Below are 19,348 nucleotides of genomic sequence, written 5' to 3' on the forward strand. Positions count from 1 at the left end.
TATCTAGATTATTGCCAATTTAATTAATTTATAGTCTTGTTGATTTTTATAAATAATAACCTATGGGTATAATACTCATAGGTTATTATTTATAAAAATGTTTTTAGATAAAATTGTATTATTTGATTTCCATAAAATATGGAAATTACTGCTGCAATTGATATAAACGGACCAAATGGTATTGTTGAACTAAACCCTTGTTTTTTTACTTTATTGTAAATAATAAATATAATCCCATATACAGCTCCTATATATATGCTTATTACTATAGTTAATAAAGCAAGTTTAGTACCTAAAAATAATCCTATCATGGCATATAGCTTTACATCGCCTCCGCCCATTACTTCTTTTTTAACTATATATTCTAAAGTTAAAGTTACTACTAATACTCCTCCTCCAGCAAATAAAGCTCCCTTTAATCCATCTATAAGAGGCACTCCATATCCTAGTAAGTTTACTATTATAGCTACTATAGAACCTATTAAAATTAGGTTGTCAGGTATTATATAATGATCTATATCTATAAAAGTTATTATTATAAGAAGTGATACTAAAAACATATAATATAGTGTTTTAATTTCATATCCAAAACTTATATATATTAAGCTAAATAATATTGCTGTTAAAAACTCTACTATAGCATATCTTGAAGAAACTTTTACTTCGCAATATCTACATTTACCTTTTAAAAATATCCAACTTATAATTGGTACTAAATCTATATATTTTAATCTTGCATTGCAATTATAGCAATGAGATGGAGGACTAACTATAGATTGTTTTTCTGGTATTCTGTAAATACATACATTATAAAAACTTCCAAATATAGCTCCCATTACAAATGATACTATTAAAAAATATGTATCCATTAATATGCACCACCTAATAACCTATTAGTATATTCAAAATCTGCACATCTACTTAAAACACTTTCCCTGGAAATTTTACCTTTCCTAAATAAATCTACAAGTTCGTGATCCATAGATTGCATCCCCAACTTTGTACCTGTTTGTATCATATTAGGTATTTGATATGTTTTTGATTCTCTTATTAAATTTCTTATAGCTGGTGTAGCTATCATTACTTCAACTGCAACTACTCTGTTTCTACCATCTATAGTCGGTATAAGTTGTTGAGATATTACACCTTCACACACAGTTGATAATTGCGTTCTTATCTGCTGTTGCTGTTCTGATGGAAACATATCAACTATTCTATCTATTGTTTTTGAAGCTCCTACCGTATGTAAAGTGGAGAATACTAAGTGACCTGTCTCAGCTGCAGTTAATGCTATAGAAACTGTTTCTGGGTCTCTCATTTCTCCTATAAGTATTACATCTGGATCCTGACGCAATATAGCTCTCAATGCACTATTAAAGCTTTCAGTATCATGTCCAATTTCTCTTTGTGATATTATACATTGTTTGTGATGGTGCACATATTCTATAGGATCTTCAAGTGTAATTATATGCTTTTGTTGATTCTCATTTATTATATCTAGTAAGCTTGCTAAAGTTGTACTTTTACCACTTCCCGTAGGACCTGTAACCAAAACTAATCCTTTTTCCTTTTCTGTAAATTTACTTATGCTTTCGGGTAGCCCTAACATTTTAAAAGATGGTATTTCAGATGTTATTGTTCTTATTGCTATTGCATAATTCCCCTTTTGCTTATACACATTTACTCTGAATCGTTCTCCAGTCTCTATTGCAACAGAAAAATCGCATTCTCCAAGTTGCCTCACTCTTTCAAAGTTTTTTGGTCCAGCTAATTCTTTAGCCATCTCTTCTGTATCTTCTTTTGTTAATAACTTGTCCGATAACTTAACAAATTTGCCTTTTGTCCTAGCTATAGGTTCACAATCGGTTGTTACATGTATATCCGAGGCCCCTAACTCTACAGCTATTTTTAACATACTAAAAATTTTCATTTAATCTCTCCTTTATATCCTACTGATTAATATAATAGTTAGAACTCTCAATGCGAGCCTTTATCTCTATTAACGCATCTATAAGGTCATCTAACTCATCATTTACTTTTTGTCCCTTTTTATTTACTTCAGCAGAATTTCCTTCTTTCAAAATATCTTCTCTTATTACTTTATTTACATATACTTTAGAATCTATAACTTTATCTATTACAGTATTCATAGTTGTGCATATAATTTTTTTATTTTCATCAGTTAGCCCTGTATTCCACGAACCATGAATTATATTAAATATTTCAGACCCTGCTGTCCTGTTTACATATTTCCACATACTATCAAGATTAGATTTAACTTGTTCTGATAGTTTAGTAGCAAAGTCAATATCATCCTTGCTCATTCCATTGGCATGATGTTTAATTGCATCCGTAAATTCATTCAATTGTATAACAAATGTATTTTTACCACCTTCATTTTCTTCATCATCATAAATACCATTATGTATATTATTTGAAATCGCCTTAGCTTTATCTATATCTTGATTTTCATTTATTTCATCTAAAGTTTCTTCAGCTGTATACATATAATATAGTGCTTTATTTAAATTATCATAAGAGTCTTTAAGTATGTTAGTATCACTTTTTATTATATATAATAAATCATTTTGTAGACCTTCCATAGTTTCTTTCATACTTTCTTGATTTAAATTTATATCTTTAGTTAAAACAGAGTTTAATGATTCTATTATCTGGCTAACCTCTTTATTTCCAAGTTCTGAATCATTCAAGTTTTTCAAACTCTGACTTATACAATACTCAAAATAATTGTCTACTATTATTGGATTATCTGGCTCTATAGGTTTAATGCTATCATTATTAAAACTATATAACCTATTATATACGTCAAAACTATATAACTCTGTATTTTGCTTTATATAACTTATATTTACATTATATAAATCTTTATCAAAAAGTATTTCCAATGGTATTTTATCTTCACCTAAAGCCTGATTAGTTATAAAATTCATTTTTGTTTTTTTATCTAACCTATCAATAGAATATAATTTTTTATAATTTTTAATATAAATATTTACAATGTATTCAACATTTTTTTCATCATTTATATTTATTAAATATTTATATGAAAAAATATCATCACCGCTTATAGAATCTATTTTCTTTTTTATGTTTTCATATGCTTTATTGTCTTTGTCTATATCTTTTATATTTTCGTATTTATTTTTTTCATAACTTAACTTAACTTCTTTAGCTGAACTTAACTCATTTGTCATATAACGTTTTAAATTATTTACCCCATTTTGTATATCAGCTGTTAAGGCTTGATCTTTGCTTAAAGTATGAGTTTTATTTATAACTTGATATCCAATAAAACTAACAGAAGTAATTATAGCTAAGGCTATAATCACTTCTATTAATGTAAATCCGTTATCTTTTTTCATTTTAAATCTCTCCTTAACAAAATCCAATATTAAATTATCAATTTTTCCATTCTAAAACTTTATAATTTATATCATAATCCGATTCAGTTTTTAAACTTGTAATACTTACTTCAACTTTTGATTTAATAGGTTTTTTTAATTTTTTATCCTTAGACTCTAAACTTATATCTATATATATATCATTTCCTGGACTAGTTTCGATAATATTATATCCACCCTCTGGTTTAACTCTAAGAGTGTAATCAATACCATTTACTCTAACTTGATTTAAGCTAACTTTAACATTTCCACCTTGACTATCTTTTAACGTTGTGAAATCTTGAGGAAACTTTATACTTAATTTACCATCCTCATTTCTATTTTGGATATAATGATCGCCTTCACTCCAAACACTGTTAAATTCATACCTTGTCTTTATTAATAAATTTATAGATTTATTTATTTCTTGTAAAAAATTATCTATTTGAGCTTTATCTGCATTAGAGGATATAGAATTTTTTAAATCCTTTAGTTGCTGTTCTATCGATTCTGATTTGTCTAATAAATAATCTAAATTTACAACTATATCTCCTATCGTTTTATCATAATTTAAGTACATTGCATTTTGCGAATCATCATTTCCAAAAATCCACTTCCAAAATCCATTCCACCAGTTGCTTTTATCCTTTGCCCCAAAGACTTTTATAATATCTAAGTTGCTTTCTAACTTTTCACGCTGGTTCAATATACTATCGCAATTATCTTTAATTTTTTTTGAACTCATATTATAGTCATTGATTTTTTCTATATTGTTATATGTGCTATTTATATTTTTTTGAATTTCATCATCTATAATATATTCATTGATAAGCCCTTTATTTATTTTATATTTCATATACTTTAACTGAACTTGAGTGGATTTAATGTATCTTCTAGCAAACTGAGAATATACCCTAATTGTAGATAACATCTCTCTCTCAGATAAACTTATACCGTACTCTTTGCCTGCATCCAAACTTGCAACACCATTTTTATGTATATTCATAATTTCTTTTTCATAGTTATATTTACCAATCATTATGTAAAGACTATCTAACTTTGAAGATATTTTTAAAACTTGATTTAATTTTTGATCGTAATTGTTACAGTCTTTTAGTTTTTGTATATCTATCTTCAAGCTATTTATATAGTCACTATCTTTTACATCCTTCATTGTATATAGCATGTATTCAATAAATTCTATACTTTTTTTATCTTTTTCACTTTCTAAATCTAAATCTTTTAAATTTGATGTTGATTTTACAATTTTTTCTAGATAATTTATACTGATATCTAATTCAGATGTTAATTGATTAATATCTTGATTTGATATTATATTTATATGTTCACTATCTAAAGTAGTCCCATATTGAAAATATATAAATTCACTATTTAATTGATTTATTAAATAACTTATATAATCTTGTGATTGTTGAATAAGATTTTTTATTAATTGCTTATCCGTTGAAGGATTACCTCCATTTAGCTCTTCATTATTTAACACCGTACTAAGATTTTGATTTATATACGTTAATGCATCTACTATATTTTTTTGCTTTTCTTCCGTTATTCCATTTATATATTCCCCTTGATTTATAACATAGTCTATAGGAGATTTTTTACCTGTTTCCGATTTATAAGTTTTATCAAAATATATTTCTTTTAAAATTTTACCTATTTCAGGATATGTACTTTTTCCATCAATGTATTTACCCTCTGAATTAATATTATTTCCAACTTTATCAGGCATCTCTAATTGCTTATTTATAAGCTGAGCTTCAAGTAAATTAGCTTTTACATCTCTTCCTATTCTATAAACAATACTTTGACTAGCCTCATACTTAATTTTTCCTGTTGAATTTGATTCTGTTGACTTATTGTTACCCTCAATACTTACCTGTGATATAAAATCTCCTATACCTTCTTCAATATTTCCTTGGACATTATAATCTGTTTGTATTGAATCTTGAGTATTTTTCGTTATTTTTATTTGATTTAATATTTGCTTTGAAAGAATTAACATTACTATGCTAGCTAATACTATTACAATCATTGCTAGTACCATAGCAGAGCCATTTTTACTTTTCAGCTTTTTTTTCATTGTATATAGCCCTCCTTTCTAGCTTAATTTCTTCTAATTACCATTATCTAGTACCTTAGTTTGTATTTTAGCTTCTCTTTTTGTTAAATCTGTCAAAGGTTTTACTTTAACTTCTATATCATATAAATAATAATTTTTTTCTTGTTGCTTTTTTAAACTTGGTTTTAATGATATAAGAACTTGATATTTGGTATTTTCTTTTTCGTTATATTGAACTATGTATTTAGGATAATCAACATCCCCTTCAATCATATCTAATCCATTTTTTTGAATATAACTTTTTAAAATTTTCTCATTGCTATTAATATCCTCAGTCTCATTTATTTCCTTATCACCGTTAAAATCTATGTCTATAGTTTCTTTTTTACTTTTTATTTCTTTAGTTAAATATTCAACTTGACTTTGAGCTATATCCATAGCCTGTATATCTTTTTCATTTTTAGCATTTTCTTTATTAGTCATGTTTACCGACATAAAAAATGCCATACTTATTATAGAAACAATAGTTAATGAAATTAAAACTTCTATAAGTGTAAATCCTCTATTATCAATATTCATATATTACACTCCTACTTTGTAGTATCGACAAATGGGTTAAACTTTCCAGGGTTCCAGTTGCTAGGATTTTCTGTTTCTAGTTTTAAATTAGGCTCTTGTGACATATACATTACAAATTTAAAAGTTGCCGTAACTTTTCCCTTTGCCTTATTCTCTTTATTAGTAGTCATATTTATATTACCTAAACTAGAGTTTAACGCATTACTTTTATCAAACACTATATTTTCAGGTTCTATATATGTTTCCATATTAAAATTTTGGATTTGAGTAACATTTTTTTGTTCTTCTAAGTAATACATCATTTCTCTTATGTATCTATAATCTCCTCTTACTTCCAATATAGTTGGTACTGCATAAAAATTTTCACACTTTGTGTATGTGTCAACATTATATTTAATTAACTCTATCCCATTTTTACTCATCATATTAGAAAGTCCTACTAAAAACATTCCATCCTGCATATCATAAGATAATTTTTTACTTTTAGTATTTACTTCTTCATTTAAGGTATATAGCTTATCAGTTAGTTGAGGTCTAGTATCTAACTCATATTGATCCGCTTCTAATTTAGATTTAGCTTCATTTAAATTATTGTTTACTTTCATATATTCATTAAATTTAGGATACAAAATAAAATACATATAAATAAATAATCCTAAAAATGCACCTACTAAAATTAATATATTTTTAGGATTTACTTTAATGTCACTTTTAAATAAATCCTTTATATCCATATGAAGTATATTTTTTTTATCCATTGAACATAACACCTTCTTTCAAATAAGCCTTTATTACATATTCATAAGTACCTTTATCTTCATTTTTTTTGATGCTTTGCAACTTAACATCTTTAAAATAACTTGAAGTGCTTAATTCATATACAAATTGACCTACGTTCCTTGTGGAACTTGAATTACCTTCTATAGTTATCATGTTTGGTATTTGCTCATATATAGGTTCTTTATCTTCTTTTTCATTATTAGAATCAGATGTTTTATTATTTTTGTTATTAGTTATTTCATCATACTTAACATCTAACTTTGTTATATCTACCCTATACGGTATATTGCTGTTTATAGAATTTAGTATAGGTCCCCATGTAACCTGTTTAGATAGTATCATATTATAAACTTTTAATTCTTCTTTTTTAGCGTTTATATCTTTCTTTATTTTTACTATTTCTTCATTCTTTATTTCAATTCTCTTTATATCATCATTTAAATTTTTTAATTTTTCTTTTTTACTATCTATAGAATATATAAAAAACATATATGGAATAGATAAAATAATTAAAATTAAAGGAACTATTTTATATGCTTTTTTTATAATTTCTTTTTTTCTTTGCTTTGATTTAAGTTCTTGAGGAAGTAAATTCATATACGGATAACCTTTTTTATTTTCATTATGTAACATACATCCCAAAGCATCTACAATTAAACTTATTTCATTTTCTTTTATGTTTCCTTTTACACTTTCTTCTATATCAAAAAGATTTTCTATTCCTTTTACTAATTCACTAGAAAATGCCATTTTAAATGCATTTTCTAAGTCTTTGTTATATGCATATTTACCAATGGTAACAATTTTATCAACTGACTTTCCAAAGTTTCTAGAAGAATAGTAATTCATAAGTCCATTTACTTCCGTGGCAATGTTACTGCTTTGATATTCCGAATTTTCACTAGTTAATTTAATTGGAACGTTATCGTGAATAAATAATTTATCATCTTTATATATATCAATTGCAGTTCCATAATCTCCCACATTAGCAATCATTATATCTTTATATTCTATTAACTTTAATACTCGCAAATAAGAAGTAGCTATAGTATCTACGACTTCTAAATTCAAATTAAATTCTTTTAAAACTTCTATTATTTTTTCAATTTCGTTATTAGGAATGGCAGCTAATATCATTTCAATAAACTTAGTACCGTCTTGCTCATCCTCAGTTGTTACTTCATATGAAAATACATGACTATCTTTGTCTAAAGATATCATCTCATAAATTTCTATGTTCATAATACCTTCTAAATCTTTTTTATCAACTTTCGGTATTTTATTTGATTTCAAAATAATATCTTTAGTATTAAAACATAAAACTACATTTTTACTTTTAAATTGACTTCTCATTAATGCCTGTCTAAGTAATTCATATTTATCTGCATCATAATCTATGTCGATGTCTGAATTTGAAAGGAAAAATTTTTCTTTTATTATAAATTTTTCTTTTTTCTTATTATAAGTTCCTTCTACTATAGACACATAGTCTCCATAATATGAAATATACAATTTTGCTGTCATAAACACTTCCTCCTATATAGCATCATATATGCTTAACATTGGTAAGAATACTGATATTACTAATATAGCTACCATTATACCAACTATAATTATCATTATAGGCTCTATCATAGCTACCATTCTATTTAAATAAATTTCTGCTTCTGACTCATAAAACTCAGCCATTTGTTTACTTATACTCTCTAATTCCCCTGTTTGTTCCCCTATTGCTATCATCTGTATAAGTACAGGATCAAAGTACTTTGATTTTTCAAGGTTTTCAGATAGTGTTTCTCCTTTAACTATACCTTCTTTTGCTTTGTTAACTGCTTTTTCTGCAATAGCATTATTTAAACTATCTTTTATATGATCTAATCCTTGCAGCATAGGATACCCTGAAGATACAAATAAATATAGAGCTCTTGAAAATCTCATAGAAACTATACTATTTATTCCCTTCCCTAAGAGAGGTGTTTTGTTTACCAATCTATCTTTATGCGCTCTTCCTACTGGAGTTTTTATATAAACTTTTAATTGATAATATAATAGCACTCCCAATATCAATACTAAGTACCAATAATTTTTCATAAAGTTACCTATATACATTACTATTTTAGTCATCAAGGGCAAAGTTGCTCCCGTTTCAGTTATAGTTTCCATCATTTGAGGAAGTATAAAACTAGTAAAAACAAACAACATTACAAATGATGAAATGGCTACTATCGCTGGGTACATAGATGCATTTTTTATCTTTTGATTTATCCTATATTCTCTCTCATAAAAAGTTGACATACTTTTCAATACTTCTTCTAAAGTTCCAGTTTCTTCTCCTGTTGCAACCATTGCACCTAACAACATAGGAAATTTGGATTGTTTATCCATCATAGTTGCTGCAATTGTAGATCCCATTTTTATGTCACTTACCATTCGTTTTATTTCATCTGATAATGTTTTATTTGAAGCTTTTTTACCTAAAGTTTCTAATCCTACCATACTATTTATTCCCGAGGAAATTATTATTGCAAATTGCCTACAAAAATGGCTTATCTGGTCAGCTTTTAATTTCTTTTTTTTTGATTTTTTAGAATTAAATAAAGAAACTACCTTCTTTTCTTTTAATTCTATAATCATCAGTTTTTTTTCCTTTAGCAAAGATTTTGCTTCAATATAATCTTTTGCCATAATTGTGCTAGAAATCTTTTTTCCATTTAGCATTATAGCTGCATATTTAAATTCCTTCATTTATAAACACTCCTTTAATTAGCTATAAAAGTGACTCTTAACATTTCTTCTATTGTTGTTTCTCCATCTATAACTTTATTAGCAGCATCTTCTTTCATAGTCTCCATACCTAATTCCTCAGCTTTAGCTTGTATTTGTGCATCCGTAGCACCTTCATTTATCAAATCTTTTATTGGCTTTGTTATTCTAAGCATTTCATAAATTCCTAGTCTACCTTTATACCCTGTATTGCTACATTTTTCACAACCTTCACCTCTATAAAGAATTAAATCCTTATCTAGTGGATAATTTAAAGCTTTTTTTTCTCCTATTTCTGCCTTGTACTCAGTTTTACAGTTTTCACATATCTTTCTAACTAATCTTTGAGAAACTACACCCATAAGAGATGATGTTATAAGGAAACTATCTATACCCATATCTTCAAGCCTTGAAATTGCTCCTACAGCTGTATTTGAGTGTAATGTACTTAATACTAAGTGACCTGTAAGAGCTGCTCTTATTCCTATTTCTGCAGTATCAGAATCTCTTATTTCTCCAACCATTATTATATCTGGGTCTTGACGTAAAAAAGCTCTTAAAGCACTTGCAAAATTTAATCCTGCCTTATAGTTAATTTGTGATTGATTGATTCCGTCTAGTTCATATTCAACTGGATCTTCAATTGTAAGTATATTTTTTTCAACACTATTTAATTGATTTAACATTGAATAAAGGGTTGTTGTTTTTCCACTTCCAGTAGGCCCTACAACTAATATTAATCCATATGGATTATCAAGCAATTCATCATATATTTTAATATTTTTATTATTAAGTCCTAATTTTTCTTTATTAACCATAAATGTACTTTTGTCTAGCACCCTCATAACAACTTTTTCATCTTTGCTTGTAGGCATTGTTGATACCCTATAATCGATAGGTTTGTTATCTACATTTAAAAATATTCTTCCATCTTGAGGTAGTCTTTTTTCAGATATGTTTAAGCCTGCCATTATTTTTACACGACTTATAACTGCTTTGTATGGTTTAGAATTCATCTTCATATATTCACTTAAAATTCCATCTACTCTAAATCTAATCCTCATGAAATCGCCTTCTCTTTCAATATGGATATCACTGGCTTTTGCTCTTACTGCGGTTTCTAACACATTATGTACAAGTCTAACTATTGGAGCTGAATTCACATCATCTTCTAGCATTATTTCTTCTTTTATTTTTTCTGATTTTGAATACTCAGTTAATGCCTTATCTAAATCTACATTTGAATAAAAAAATTCTATAGCTTGATTTATTTGCCCCATAGTAGCTATATAAGGTATTACATCTAATCCTGATATTCTTTTAGCATCTTGAGTTGCTTGTCTATCTTGAGGATCTGCCATAGCTAAGTATAGTTTATTATTTTCTTTTTTAAATGGAAATATTTTATAACGTTTGCATATATTTTCTGGTATTAATTTTATAGCTTCAGGGTTTATATTTGAACGTGTTAAAGCTATATTTTCTATATCAAGAAGTTCTGTTAATACACTAGTTAATAGTTCTGGAGTTATAAGCCCTTGCTCTATAAGTATTGCCCCTATTCTTTTACCAGTTCCACTTTGAAGTTTTAATGCTCTTTCTAATTGTTCATTTGATATATATCCTTTTTCTACTAATTTATCACCTATTCTTACTTTTTGTGACATTTTTCTCACCTCTATTTAATTATATCACTTATAATTTACACAAATAATGCGTTTATGATAAAACATAAACGCATTATAATAGGTTATATATAATATATTACCCTTTTATTATATTTATTTTTATTGAAGTTTTGCTACTATCAGTTGCAAAATTACTTGCTCCTAAATCTTTAACAAGTTTATCATATCCACTTTGACTAAGCTTATCATTCGCTGGAGTTATAGTTAATACTAATGGACTTGGAGCTGTTCCTGTAAATGCATATTGAGAACTAAACGGCTCCGATAAGCTCTCAAGTTCTGATGATATTTTCGTCATATCTGTAGGATAATTTCCATTATCAGAGTAATACGATAATGATGCAGATTTTATTGCACTTATATTAGACTCTAAATCTGCTATTTTTGCTTTTTCTATATTCTTAAATAAAGCAGGAACTGCTACTACTGCTAGTATTCCTATTATCGCTATTACTACTAATAATTCTATTAGTGTAAATCCTTTATTATTTTTCTTTTTACTATTTTTTTTCATATTTTAATCTCCTTCTATTTAATTTTTATTATTTATTATTGTTATAGTTAGTGGTGCTGTGCTTCCACTTGAAGCATTCACCATACTATTACCTAAATCTTTTTGTAATTTAGCAATTGCATTACTACTTATACTTTTTCCATCTGCTGGAGTTATTTTCAATACTAAAGGTCCGGGTGCTGAGCCCTCAAATTCATATTTTCCTTCATATGGGAAGCTTAAATTTTCAACTTCACTTGAAATTTTACTAGCTCCAGTATCTTTTCCATCTACTTGTGGTGTAGTTATTTTTCCATTAGTAACTACTAATGATCCATTTGGGTATGCCCCATTATCTCCGTAATAAGATAGTGATGCTGATCTTATTGCACTTATATCACTTTCTAAATCTGCAACTTTAGCCTTCTCTATGTTTTTGAATAAAGCTGGCACTGCTACTACTGCTAATATTCCTATTATTGCTATTACTACTAACAATTCTATTAATGTAAATCCTTTGTTATTTTTCTTTTTTTTCATATTTATACCCCTCCAATTCCATTTTTACGCATAAAAAAAGACTATATTGTATAATATTACATACCAATTATAGCCGGTTGCACCACTAACTCCAAATATCCCAGGTGCCCAAATACAGAATATTCTTCAAAGTTCTACAATATTTTTAATTGTCCATACTTATTTTAACATATTATCTACTTTTTACAACATTTTCACACATTTATTTTGGAATTAATCCAATATAAATCTCAACTTTGTCTTTTGCAAAGTTCTTATTTGATACGAAAACATTCTGATAACCTAAGTCTTTCCCTAACTTTAAAAATTCATCTTTTTTTATCTTGATACCACCATCAGCTTTATTTTGTTCATCATATGGTCTTATAGCTAATATAGCTTTGAATTCATTTTGTAATTCACCTGATTTCACATAATCAAAACTATTATTTTTAGAATCATATTTATATGCTCCAAAATTTATATATGGATTACCATTTTCATCATTATAATCTGGAACTATATGATAAAACCCTCCCAATGGCGTTCCTTTAGCTCCATTATCAACATATTTATCTATAAAACTTTGATTCGATATTTCATATGGTAATTTTCCATTTTCTGCATACTCAGCTAAAACAGCACTTCTTATAGCACTATAATCTGACTCTACGTCTGCTATTTTAGCTTTATTTATATTCTTAAATAAAGCTGGAACTGCTACTACTGCTAATATTCCTATTATTGCTATTACTACTAATAGTTCTATTAATGTAAACCCCTCATTATTCTTTTTCATGTTTCTCCTCCCTTTAAATTAAACTATTTTATTTTCAATGCTACCTCTCCAGACTTATTATAGTACACATTTCCATAACCTAAGTCTTTTACTAATTTAGCTAGCCCATTCTTTGAAATATTTATATCCTTAGATTCTTTAGATGTGTCTGTATATATTAATAAAAATAAATCTCCAAACTTATTTAATGGTTTTCTCTCTCCCTCTACATCTCCATTTTTATTAACCACTTGAGCTTCTCTATTAGATAACAAATTGTTTTCAGTTTCATTAGGTTTACTTATATTTCTGTTAGGAGCTAAAATATAATACCCTCCTATAGGTGTACCTTTAGTAAAGTCAGCATTATTATTTTCCATATATTTATTGAATTCATCATTACTTCCATAATAAGTATTATAATATGCTAGCTCTCCTGTTTCAGCATAATATCCTAATGCAGTTGCCCTATAAGCATTGTATTCACTCTCAACATCCGCTATTTTAGATTTTTCTATATTTTTAAATAAAGCTGGAACTGCTACTACTGCTAGTATACCTATTATTGCTATTACTACCAATAGCTCAATTAATGTAAATCCTTTTTCTCCTTTTTTCATTTCGCCACTTCCTTTTCTAAATTTCGACTTTATTTTACCATTTTTAGACAAACAACACAAACAAAAAGAGACCTCTTTAGAGATCTCTTTTTATCGCTCATTTTAGTTGAATAATTTACTTACTGATTCATTAGCAAATATTTTCTTTATAGCGTCTCCAAATAAAGGAGCTACTGTTTTTATTTTTATTTTTTCTATCTTCTTTTCTTCAGGAAGTTGGATAGTATCAAGTACTATTAACTCACTTATAGCTGAATTTTCTATTCTCTCTATAGCTGGACCTGATAAAACTCCATGAGTACAACATGCATAAACATCTTTAGCTCCAAATTCTTTTAGAGCATTAGCAGCATTAACTATTGTTCCTGCAGTATCTATCATATCGTCTAATAATATAACATTTTTATCCTTAACCTCACCTATTATGTTCATAACCTCACAAACATTAGCTTTTGGTCTTCTCTTGTCTATTATAGCTATTGGAACATCTCCATTTAAATCATTAGCAAATTTTCTTGATCTTGTAACACTTCCTAAGTCTGGAGAAACTACTACTAAATCTTCTATACTCTTAGTATTAAAGTAATCTGCTAATATTCTTCCGCCTTGTAAATGATCTAATGGTATATCAAAATATCCTTGTATTTGAGCAGCATGTAAATCCATTGTTAAAACTCTGTCTGCTCCTGCTGCAGTTATTAAGTTTGCAACTAACTTAGCAGTAATTGGATCTCTAGCCTTAGCCTTTCTGTCTTGTCTTGCGTATCCATAGTACGGTATAACAGCAGTTACTCTACCTGCAGATGCTCTTCTTAATGCATCTATCATTATTAATAATTCCATTAAATTATCATTTACTGGACTATTAGTTGATTGTATTACGAAGACATCACATCCTCTTACTGTTTCACTTATGTTTACAGATATTTCTCCATCGCTAAATGTTCCAACTTCACATTGAGCCATTGGTACACCTATATAATCAGCTACTTTTTGAGCTAATTCTTTTGATGCATTTCCTGCAAGTATTTTAATTTCGCTTCCGCTAGTATTCATAATTACCTCCCGAAAATTTTGTTAAAGAAAATATTTTATTTTAAACGCAAGTATAGTCTGGACTATACCCACGTTATAGCCTAGTTAAATTTATCAATTATTTTTTTAAATTCTTCTTCTCTACCCAACCTTCTTTTATTACCTGTCTCTGTCTAGCAACTGCCAATGCACCTGCTGGAACATCATCAGTTATTGTAGAACCCGTTGCAATATATCCATTTTCTTCTACTGTAACTGGTGCAACTAAGTTTGAGTTAGATCCTATAAAAGCTCCATCTTTTACTACTGATTTAAATTTGTTTTTACCATCATAGTTTACAAATACTGTTCCACACCCTATATTAACATTCTTACCTACATGTGCATCTCCTATATAAGATAAATGAGATGCTTTAGAATTATCTTCTATAGTTGCATTTTTAACTTCTACAAAATCACCTATTTTAACATGATTTCCTATATTACTCTTAGGTCTTAAATATGCATATGGTCCAACTGTAGTGTTGCTTCCTACTTTACTATCTATTATAGTAGAGTTTTCCACATCTGTAGCATCACCTATTATTGAATTTGATATACATGAATTCATACCTATAACACAGTTACTTCCTATAACTGTATTTCCTTTTAACATAGCACCAGGATATACTATAGTATCATTACCTATTTGTACATCTGCTTCGATATATGTGCTATTCACATCTATTATTGTTACACCATTTATCATGTGCATAGTGTTTATTTTTTTTCTCATTATTTCTTCTGCTTTAGCTAACTCAACTCTTGAGTTTACACCCATAAGTTCTTCTATTGTTGCTCCATTATATGCACCAACTTTTAATGAATTAGTTCTCATTATCTCTATTGTATCAGTTAAATAGTACTCACCTTGAGCATTATCATTATTTATGTTAGCAAGCGCTTCTTTTAAACTTTTTCCATTGAAGCAGTATATTCCTGAATTTATTTCATTTACTAATTTTTCTTCTTCATTAGCATCTTTTTGCTCTACTATTTTTAATAAATCTTCATTAGCGTCTCTTATTATTCTTCCATATCCATTTGGGTTCTCTACTTTTGTTGTTAAAACAGTAGCGTGATATCCATTATCTAAATGGTATTTAAATAAGTTTTCTAATGTATCTGCATTTACTAAAGGAGTATCTCCACATAGTACAACTATTGTGTCATTTTCTGTTATATGTTCATCAGCCATCATAACAGCATGTCCTGTTCCTAATTGTTCAGTCTGCATAGCTAATTTAGTTTCTTCTGGTAAAACACCTTCAACTACTTCACTTCCGTGACCTAATATTGCAACTATTTCACTAACCCCTGATTTTTTAGATACGTTTATAACATGATTTACCATTTCTTTCCCACATACTTTATGTACTACTTTTGGTAAACTTGACTTCATTCTTGTTCCTTTTCCTGCTGCCAGGATTATAGCCTTAAAATTCATAAACCCACTCCATTTCAAGTTTTTTGATTATTAATCAATCTATATATGATCTGTTATCGCTTTATTTTGTATACAACTTCTTAATTCTAATAACTAATATACCATTTTTGTTTGAAAAAGTACATATCATTCCAATAAAAAAGAGCCTAAAATTCGGCTCTTTAAGAAATATATTATAAAACATATTATATTTTTAGTTCTGTTTTATTACTCAGCAGCTACTTCTAATTGAGATACTGCTTCATGGTAAGCTTTTAATACTTCATCTTCTAACATTTGTCTCATTTCTGCATTTATAGGATGAGCTATGTCTCTAAAGTTTCCTTCTCCTATTTTTCTGCTTGGCATAGCTATGAATAAACCATTATGACCCTCTATAACCTTTATATCATGTACCACAAATAAATTATTGAAAGTTAATGAAACTATACACTTCATTTTCCCCTCATCAGTTAATTTTCTCACTCTAACGTCAGTAATTTTCATTTTCCTAATATCCCCCTTTTGTTTTTGACAAAGTTAATTAAAAAGTTATTAAATCTTTTATATTATATAAATTCTATCATCTTTTTAAATTTCCTCTATTATTTTAGAAATTTTTCATTATTTTTTTATATTTTTTTCATTTGATAGAATTTTACCCTCAAAACCTGTCTTATTCTACTGAATTGTCGATTTCGCTTATCTCTTCTTCAATTTCATCGATAACTTCAGTAGCCCAATATTCTTCTCTGAATGTTTGAAGATTCGGTTCAACTGTAACCACTTCATTATTAATTACATCTATCTGTATTAATGATATGTAGTCTTCAACCATTTTCTCAGTAGGATTAGTCGTAGATATAAATACTCCCTTTCCTATAACTTCAGCCCCAAATTCATGCATAAGTTGCATCATACCTTTTATAGTCCCCCCACCTCTCATAAAGTCATCTATTAATATAACTTTACTACCAGGCTTAACTGCTTTTCTTGGTAAACTCATGCTTTCAACCTTAGAATTCCTTCCACTTACATACGTCATGCTAAGTGTAGGTCCTTCTGATACCTTAGTATCTTTTCTTATTATAACTAAAGGTAAATTCATAGCCTTAGCTGTCATAAGAGCCATAGGTATTCCTTTAGTCTCCATAGTAACAACATAGTCAGCTTCTGAATAATCTATATTTGATGCAAATATTTTCCCTATTTTAGATGCTATTCTTGGATCATATATTAAATCTATTAAGTATAAAAATCCTCCAGAAAGTACTCTAGATTGGTCTTTTATGTCTTCACATAACTCTAATAAAAACTCTTCATTTTCTGATTTAGATGTTTTTGGTATGTATTTAACTCCACCAGCCGCTCCTGATATCGTTATTACTTGTCCTAACTCTAGTTTTTCAAATACATTTTTAACTACTATTAAATCTTCGCTTATTGTAGATTTCGCCGAATTAAACTTAGATGTAAAATAGCTCAATGTAAATATTTTATTAGGATTATCTGATAGTATTTTAACTATCGCACCTATACGTTCCGTTCTTTTAAACTTCATAAAATACCTCCTAAACTTGAACCCTGTGTATTTAAACTTATTAATGCATAATTTTTATCATTATGTTATAATATTTGTTATGTTTTATTTGAAATTTAATATATTAATGTATATAAATATTTTACAATTTTAGTTTGCTTAAAATATTGAACATTATACTATTATAGCATAAATATAGTTCTTATTGTAGAACTTTTAATTTAACAGAAAGGTGGTTTCACTATGAATATATTCTTTATAGGCGTTGGTGGTATTAGTATGAGTGCCTTAGCCAAGATATGTTTAAATAAAGGTTATAACGTTTATGGTTCAGATTCTTCAGACTCTAATTTATTAGATAGTCTTCGTGCTCAAGGAGCAACAGTATATGTTGGGCACAAAAAAGAGCATATAACTGATGATATAGATATGGTAGTTTATACTGCTGCTGTTAAGTCTGAAAACGAAGAGTTAATAGCTGCTAGAGAGAAAAATAAATTAACAATGAATAGAGCTGCATTCTTAGGTCAAATAATGAGAGAATACCAAAACTCTATAGCTGTTTCTGGTACTCATGGAAAAACATCTACAACTTCAATGTTATCTGCTATTTTTGAATATGCAGAACTTGATCCTACTATACTTGTTGGGGGAAATCTAAGTATAATAGGCGGTAATGTTAAAATAGGAAAATCTCAAAACTTTATAACTGAAGCTTGTGAGTATGTTGATAGCTTTTTAAGTTTCAACCCTAAGATATCTGTTGTTTTAAATATAGAAGAAGATCACTTAGATTATTTCTCTGGTATAGATGAAATAAAAGCTTCTTTCAATAAGTTTGGTAAATTATTACCTTATGATGGTTATTTCATAATAAATGGAGATGACGAAAATACTAAAGATATATTACATGAGATAAAAGCTACTGTTATAAAATATGGTCAAAGTGAAGGAAACAACGCTTTAATCAAAAATGTTACATTCAATGCTGATGGTCATGGAATTTTTAGTATATTATACAACGGAATCAATTTAGGTGAATTTAAACTTGCAGTTCCTGGTATACACAATATATACAATGCTACAGGAGCAATATTAGCTGCTTTAGTTTCTGGTGTAGAATTAGAGACTATAAGAAAGAATATTGCTTTATATGGTGGTGTAGGTAGAAGATTCGAAGTTAAAGGTAAATATAACAACGCTCTAGTTGTTGATGACTATGCTCATCATCCAACAGAGTTAAAAGCTACTTTATCTGCAGCTAAAAAAATAAAGAAAAATAAATTATGGTGTATATTCCAACCACATACTTATACAAGAACTAAATCATTATTAAACGAATTCTCTGATGCTTTTTATGCAGCTGATAAAGTTATAATAACTGATATATATGCAGCTCGTGAAAAAGATCCTGGAGATATTCATTCTAAAGATCTAGTTGACAGATTGTACCAAAATAATGTTGACGTAATGTACTTAAGCGAATTTGAAGATATAGCTAAATATCTATCTGAAAATGTTTCAGAAGATGACTTAGTTATAACTGCAGGTGCTGGTACTGTATATAAAATCGGAGAAATGCTACTTGAAATGTAGAAACAAAAAAA

General features: G+C 28.0%; 18 protein-coding genes and 1 riboswitch. Of the genes, 1 reads left to right on the forward strand and 17 read right to left on the reverse strand.

Annotated features, from left to right (window positions below):
• Positions 1 to 89 precede the first annotated feature (89 nt).
• From ACRCYC_RS03220 to purR, 17 genes are all read right to left on the reverse strand, one after another.
• The gene (locus tag ACRCYC_RS03220) at positions 90 to 869 is read right to left on the reverse strand and encodes a prepilin peptidase (RefSeq protein ID WP_438617745.1); all 780 of its coding nucleotides are present in this window, start codon (positions 867 to 869) and stop codon (positions 90 to 92) included.
• On the reverse strand, positions 869 to 1,930 hold the full coding sequence (locus tag ACRCYC_RS03225) for a type IV pilus twitching motility protein PilT (protein WP_438617746.1): 1,062 nt from the start codon (positions 1,928 to 1,930) through the stop codon (positions 869 to 871). Before ACRCYC_RS03225 ends, ACRCYC_RS03220 begins: the two co-directional genes overlap by 1 nt.
• A 19-nt stretch (positions 1,931 to 1,949) precedes the next feature.
• Positions 1,950 to 3,383, reverse strand: coding sequence for a type II secretion system protein (locus ACRCYC_RS03230; RefSeq protein ID WP_438617747.1), 1,434 nt, complete (start codon positions 3,381 to 3,383; stop codon positions 1,950 to 1,952).
• Positions 3,384 to 3,420: 37 nt separating this feature from the next.
• Positions 3,421 to 5,502 carry a hypothetical protein gene (locus ACRCYC_RS03235; protein ID WP_438617748.1) on the reverse strand — a complete coding sequence of 694 codons (2,082 nt, stop codon included), beginning with the start codon at positions 5,500 to 5,502 and terminating at the stop codon, positions 3,421 to 3,423.
• A 33-nt stretch (positions 5,503 to 5,535) separates the two neighbouring features.
• Positions 5,536 to 6,060, reverse strand: a complete 525-nt coding sequence (locus ACRCYC_RS03240; protein ID WP_438617749.1) for a type IV pilus modification PilV family protein — start codon at positions 6,058 to 6,060, stop codon at positions 5,536 to 5,538.
• 11 nt (positions 6,061 to 6,071) lie between these two features.
• Positions 6,072 to 6,818, reverse strand: a complete 747-nt coding sequence (gene pilO, locus ACRCYC_RS03245) for a type 4a pilus biogenesis protein PilO (RefSeq protein WP_438617750.1) — start codon at positions 6,816 to 6,818, stop codon at positions 6,072 to 6,074.
• Positions 6,811 to 8,364, reverse strand: a complete 1,554-nt coding sequence (locus tag ACRCYC_RS03250; protein WP_438617751.1) for a PilN domain-containing protein — start codon at positions 8,362 to 8,364, stop codon at positions 6,811 to 6,813. The genes pilO and ACRCYC_RS03250 overlap by 8 nt, the downstream gene beginning before the upstream one ends.
• Before the next feature lie 12 nt (positions 8,365 to 8,376).
• The gene (locus tag ACRCYC_RS03255) at positions 8,377 to 9,585 is read right to left on the reverse strand and encodes a type II secretion system F family protein (RefSeq protein ID WP_438617752.1); all 1,209 of its coding nucleotides are present in this window, start codon (positions 9,583 to 9,585) and stop codon (positions 8,377 to 8,379) included.
• Between the two features lie 14 nt (positions 9,586 to 9,599).
• Positions 9,600 to 11,270 carry a GspE/PulE family protein gene (locus ACRCYC_RS03260; protein WP_438617753.1) on the reverse strand — a complete coding sequence of 557 codons (1,671 nt, stop codon included), beginning with the start codon at positions 11,268 to 11,270 and terminating at the stop codon, positions 9,600 to 9,602.
• Between the two features lie 97 nt (positions 11,271 to 11,367).
• Complete coding sequence (locus tag ACRCYC_RS03265; protein ID WP_438617755.1) at positions 11,368 to 11,805, reverse strand: type IV pilin protein; 438 nt, start codon at positions 11,803 to 11,805, stop codon at positions 11,368 to 11,370.
• 18 nt (positions 11,806 to 11,823) lie between these two features.
• Positions 11,824 to 12,324 (reverse strand): type II secretion system protein, encoded by a 501-nt coding sequence (locus tag ACRCYC_RS03270; protein ID WP_438617756.1) that lies wholly within the window; start codon positions 12,322 to 12,324, stop codon positions 11,824 to 11,826.
• A 62-nt stretch (positions 12,325 to 12,386) separates the two neighbouring features.
• A riboswitch (cyclic di-GMP riboswitch) is annotated at positions 12,387 to 12,469 on the reverse strand.
• 57 nt (positions 12,470 to 12,526) lie between these two features.
• Positions 12,527 to 13,102, reverse strand: a complete 576-nt coding sequence (locus ACRCYC_RS03275) for a pilin (protein WP_438617757.1) — start codon at positions 13,100 to 13,102, stop codon at positions 12,527 to 12,529.
• 23 nt (positions 13,103 to 13,125) lie between these two features.
• Positions 13,126 to 13,701, reverse strand: coding sequence for a type IV pilin protein (locus ACRCYC_RS03280; protein WP_438617758.1), 576 nt, complete (start codon positions 13,699 to 13,701; stop codon positions 13,126 to 13,128).
• A 102-nt stretch (positions 13,702 to 13,803) separates the two neighbouring features.
• The gene (locus ACRCYC_RS03285) at positions 13,804 to 14,757 is read right to left on the reverse strand and encodes a ribose-phosphate diphosphokinase (RefSeq protein ID WP_438617759.1); all 954 of its coding nucleotides are present in this window, start codon (positions 14,755 to 14,757) and stop codon (positions 13,804 to 13,806) included.
• A 97-nt stretch (positions 14,758 to 14,854) separates the two neighbouring features.
• On the reverse strand, positions 14,855 to 16,222 hold the full coding sequence (gene glmU, locus ACRCYC_RS03290; protein WP_438617760.1) for a bifunctional UDP-N-acetylglucosamine diphosphorylase/glucosamine-1-phosphate N-acetyltransferase GlmU: 1,368 nt from the start codon (positions 16,220 to 16,222) through the stop codon (positions 14,855 to 14,857).
• Positions 16,223 to 16,429: 207 nt separating this feature from the next.
• Positions 16,430 to 16,708 (reverse strand): septation regulator SpoVG, encoded by a 279-nt coding sequence (gene spoVG / locus ACRCYC_RS03295; RefSeq protein WP_021126861.1) that lies wholly within the window; start codon positions 16,706 to 16,708, stop codon positions 16,430 to 16,432.
• 169 nt (positions 16,709 to 16,877) lie between these two features.
• Positions 16,878 to 17,762 (reverse strand): pur operon repressor, encoded by an 885-nt coding sequence (gene purR, locus ACRCYC_RS03300; RefSeq protein ID WP_438617761.1) that lies wholly within the window; start codon positions 17,760 to 17,762, stop codon positions 16,878 to 16,880.
• 222 nt (positions 17,763 to 17,984) lie between these two features.
• Here purR and murC point away from each other — a divergent pair, with 222 nt between their 5' ends.
• Positions 17,985 to 19,337 (forward strand): UDP-N-acetylmuramate--L-alanine ligase, encoded by a 1,353-nt coding sequence (gene murC / locus ACRCYC_RS03305; protein WP_438617762.1) that lies wholly within the window; start codon positions 17,985 to 17,987, stop codon positions 19,335 to 19,337.
• Positions 19,338 to 19,348 lie beyond the last annotated feature (11 nt).

This window comes from Paraclostridium sp. (assembly GCF_051657365.1).
Lineage (GTDB): Bacteria > Bacillota > Clostridia > Peptostreptococcales > Peptostreptococcaceae > Paraclostridium.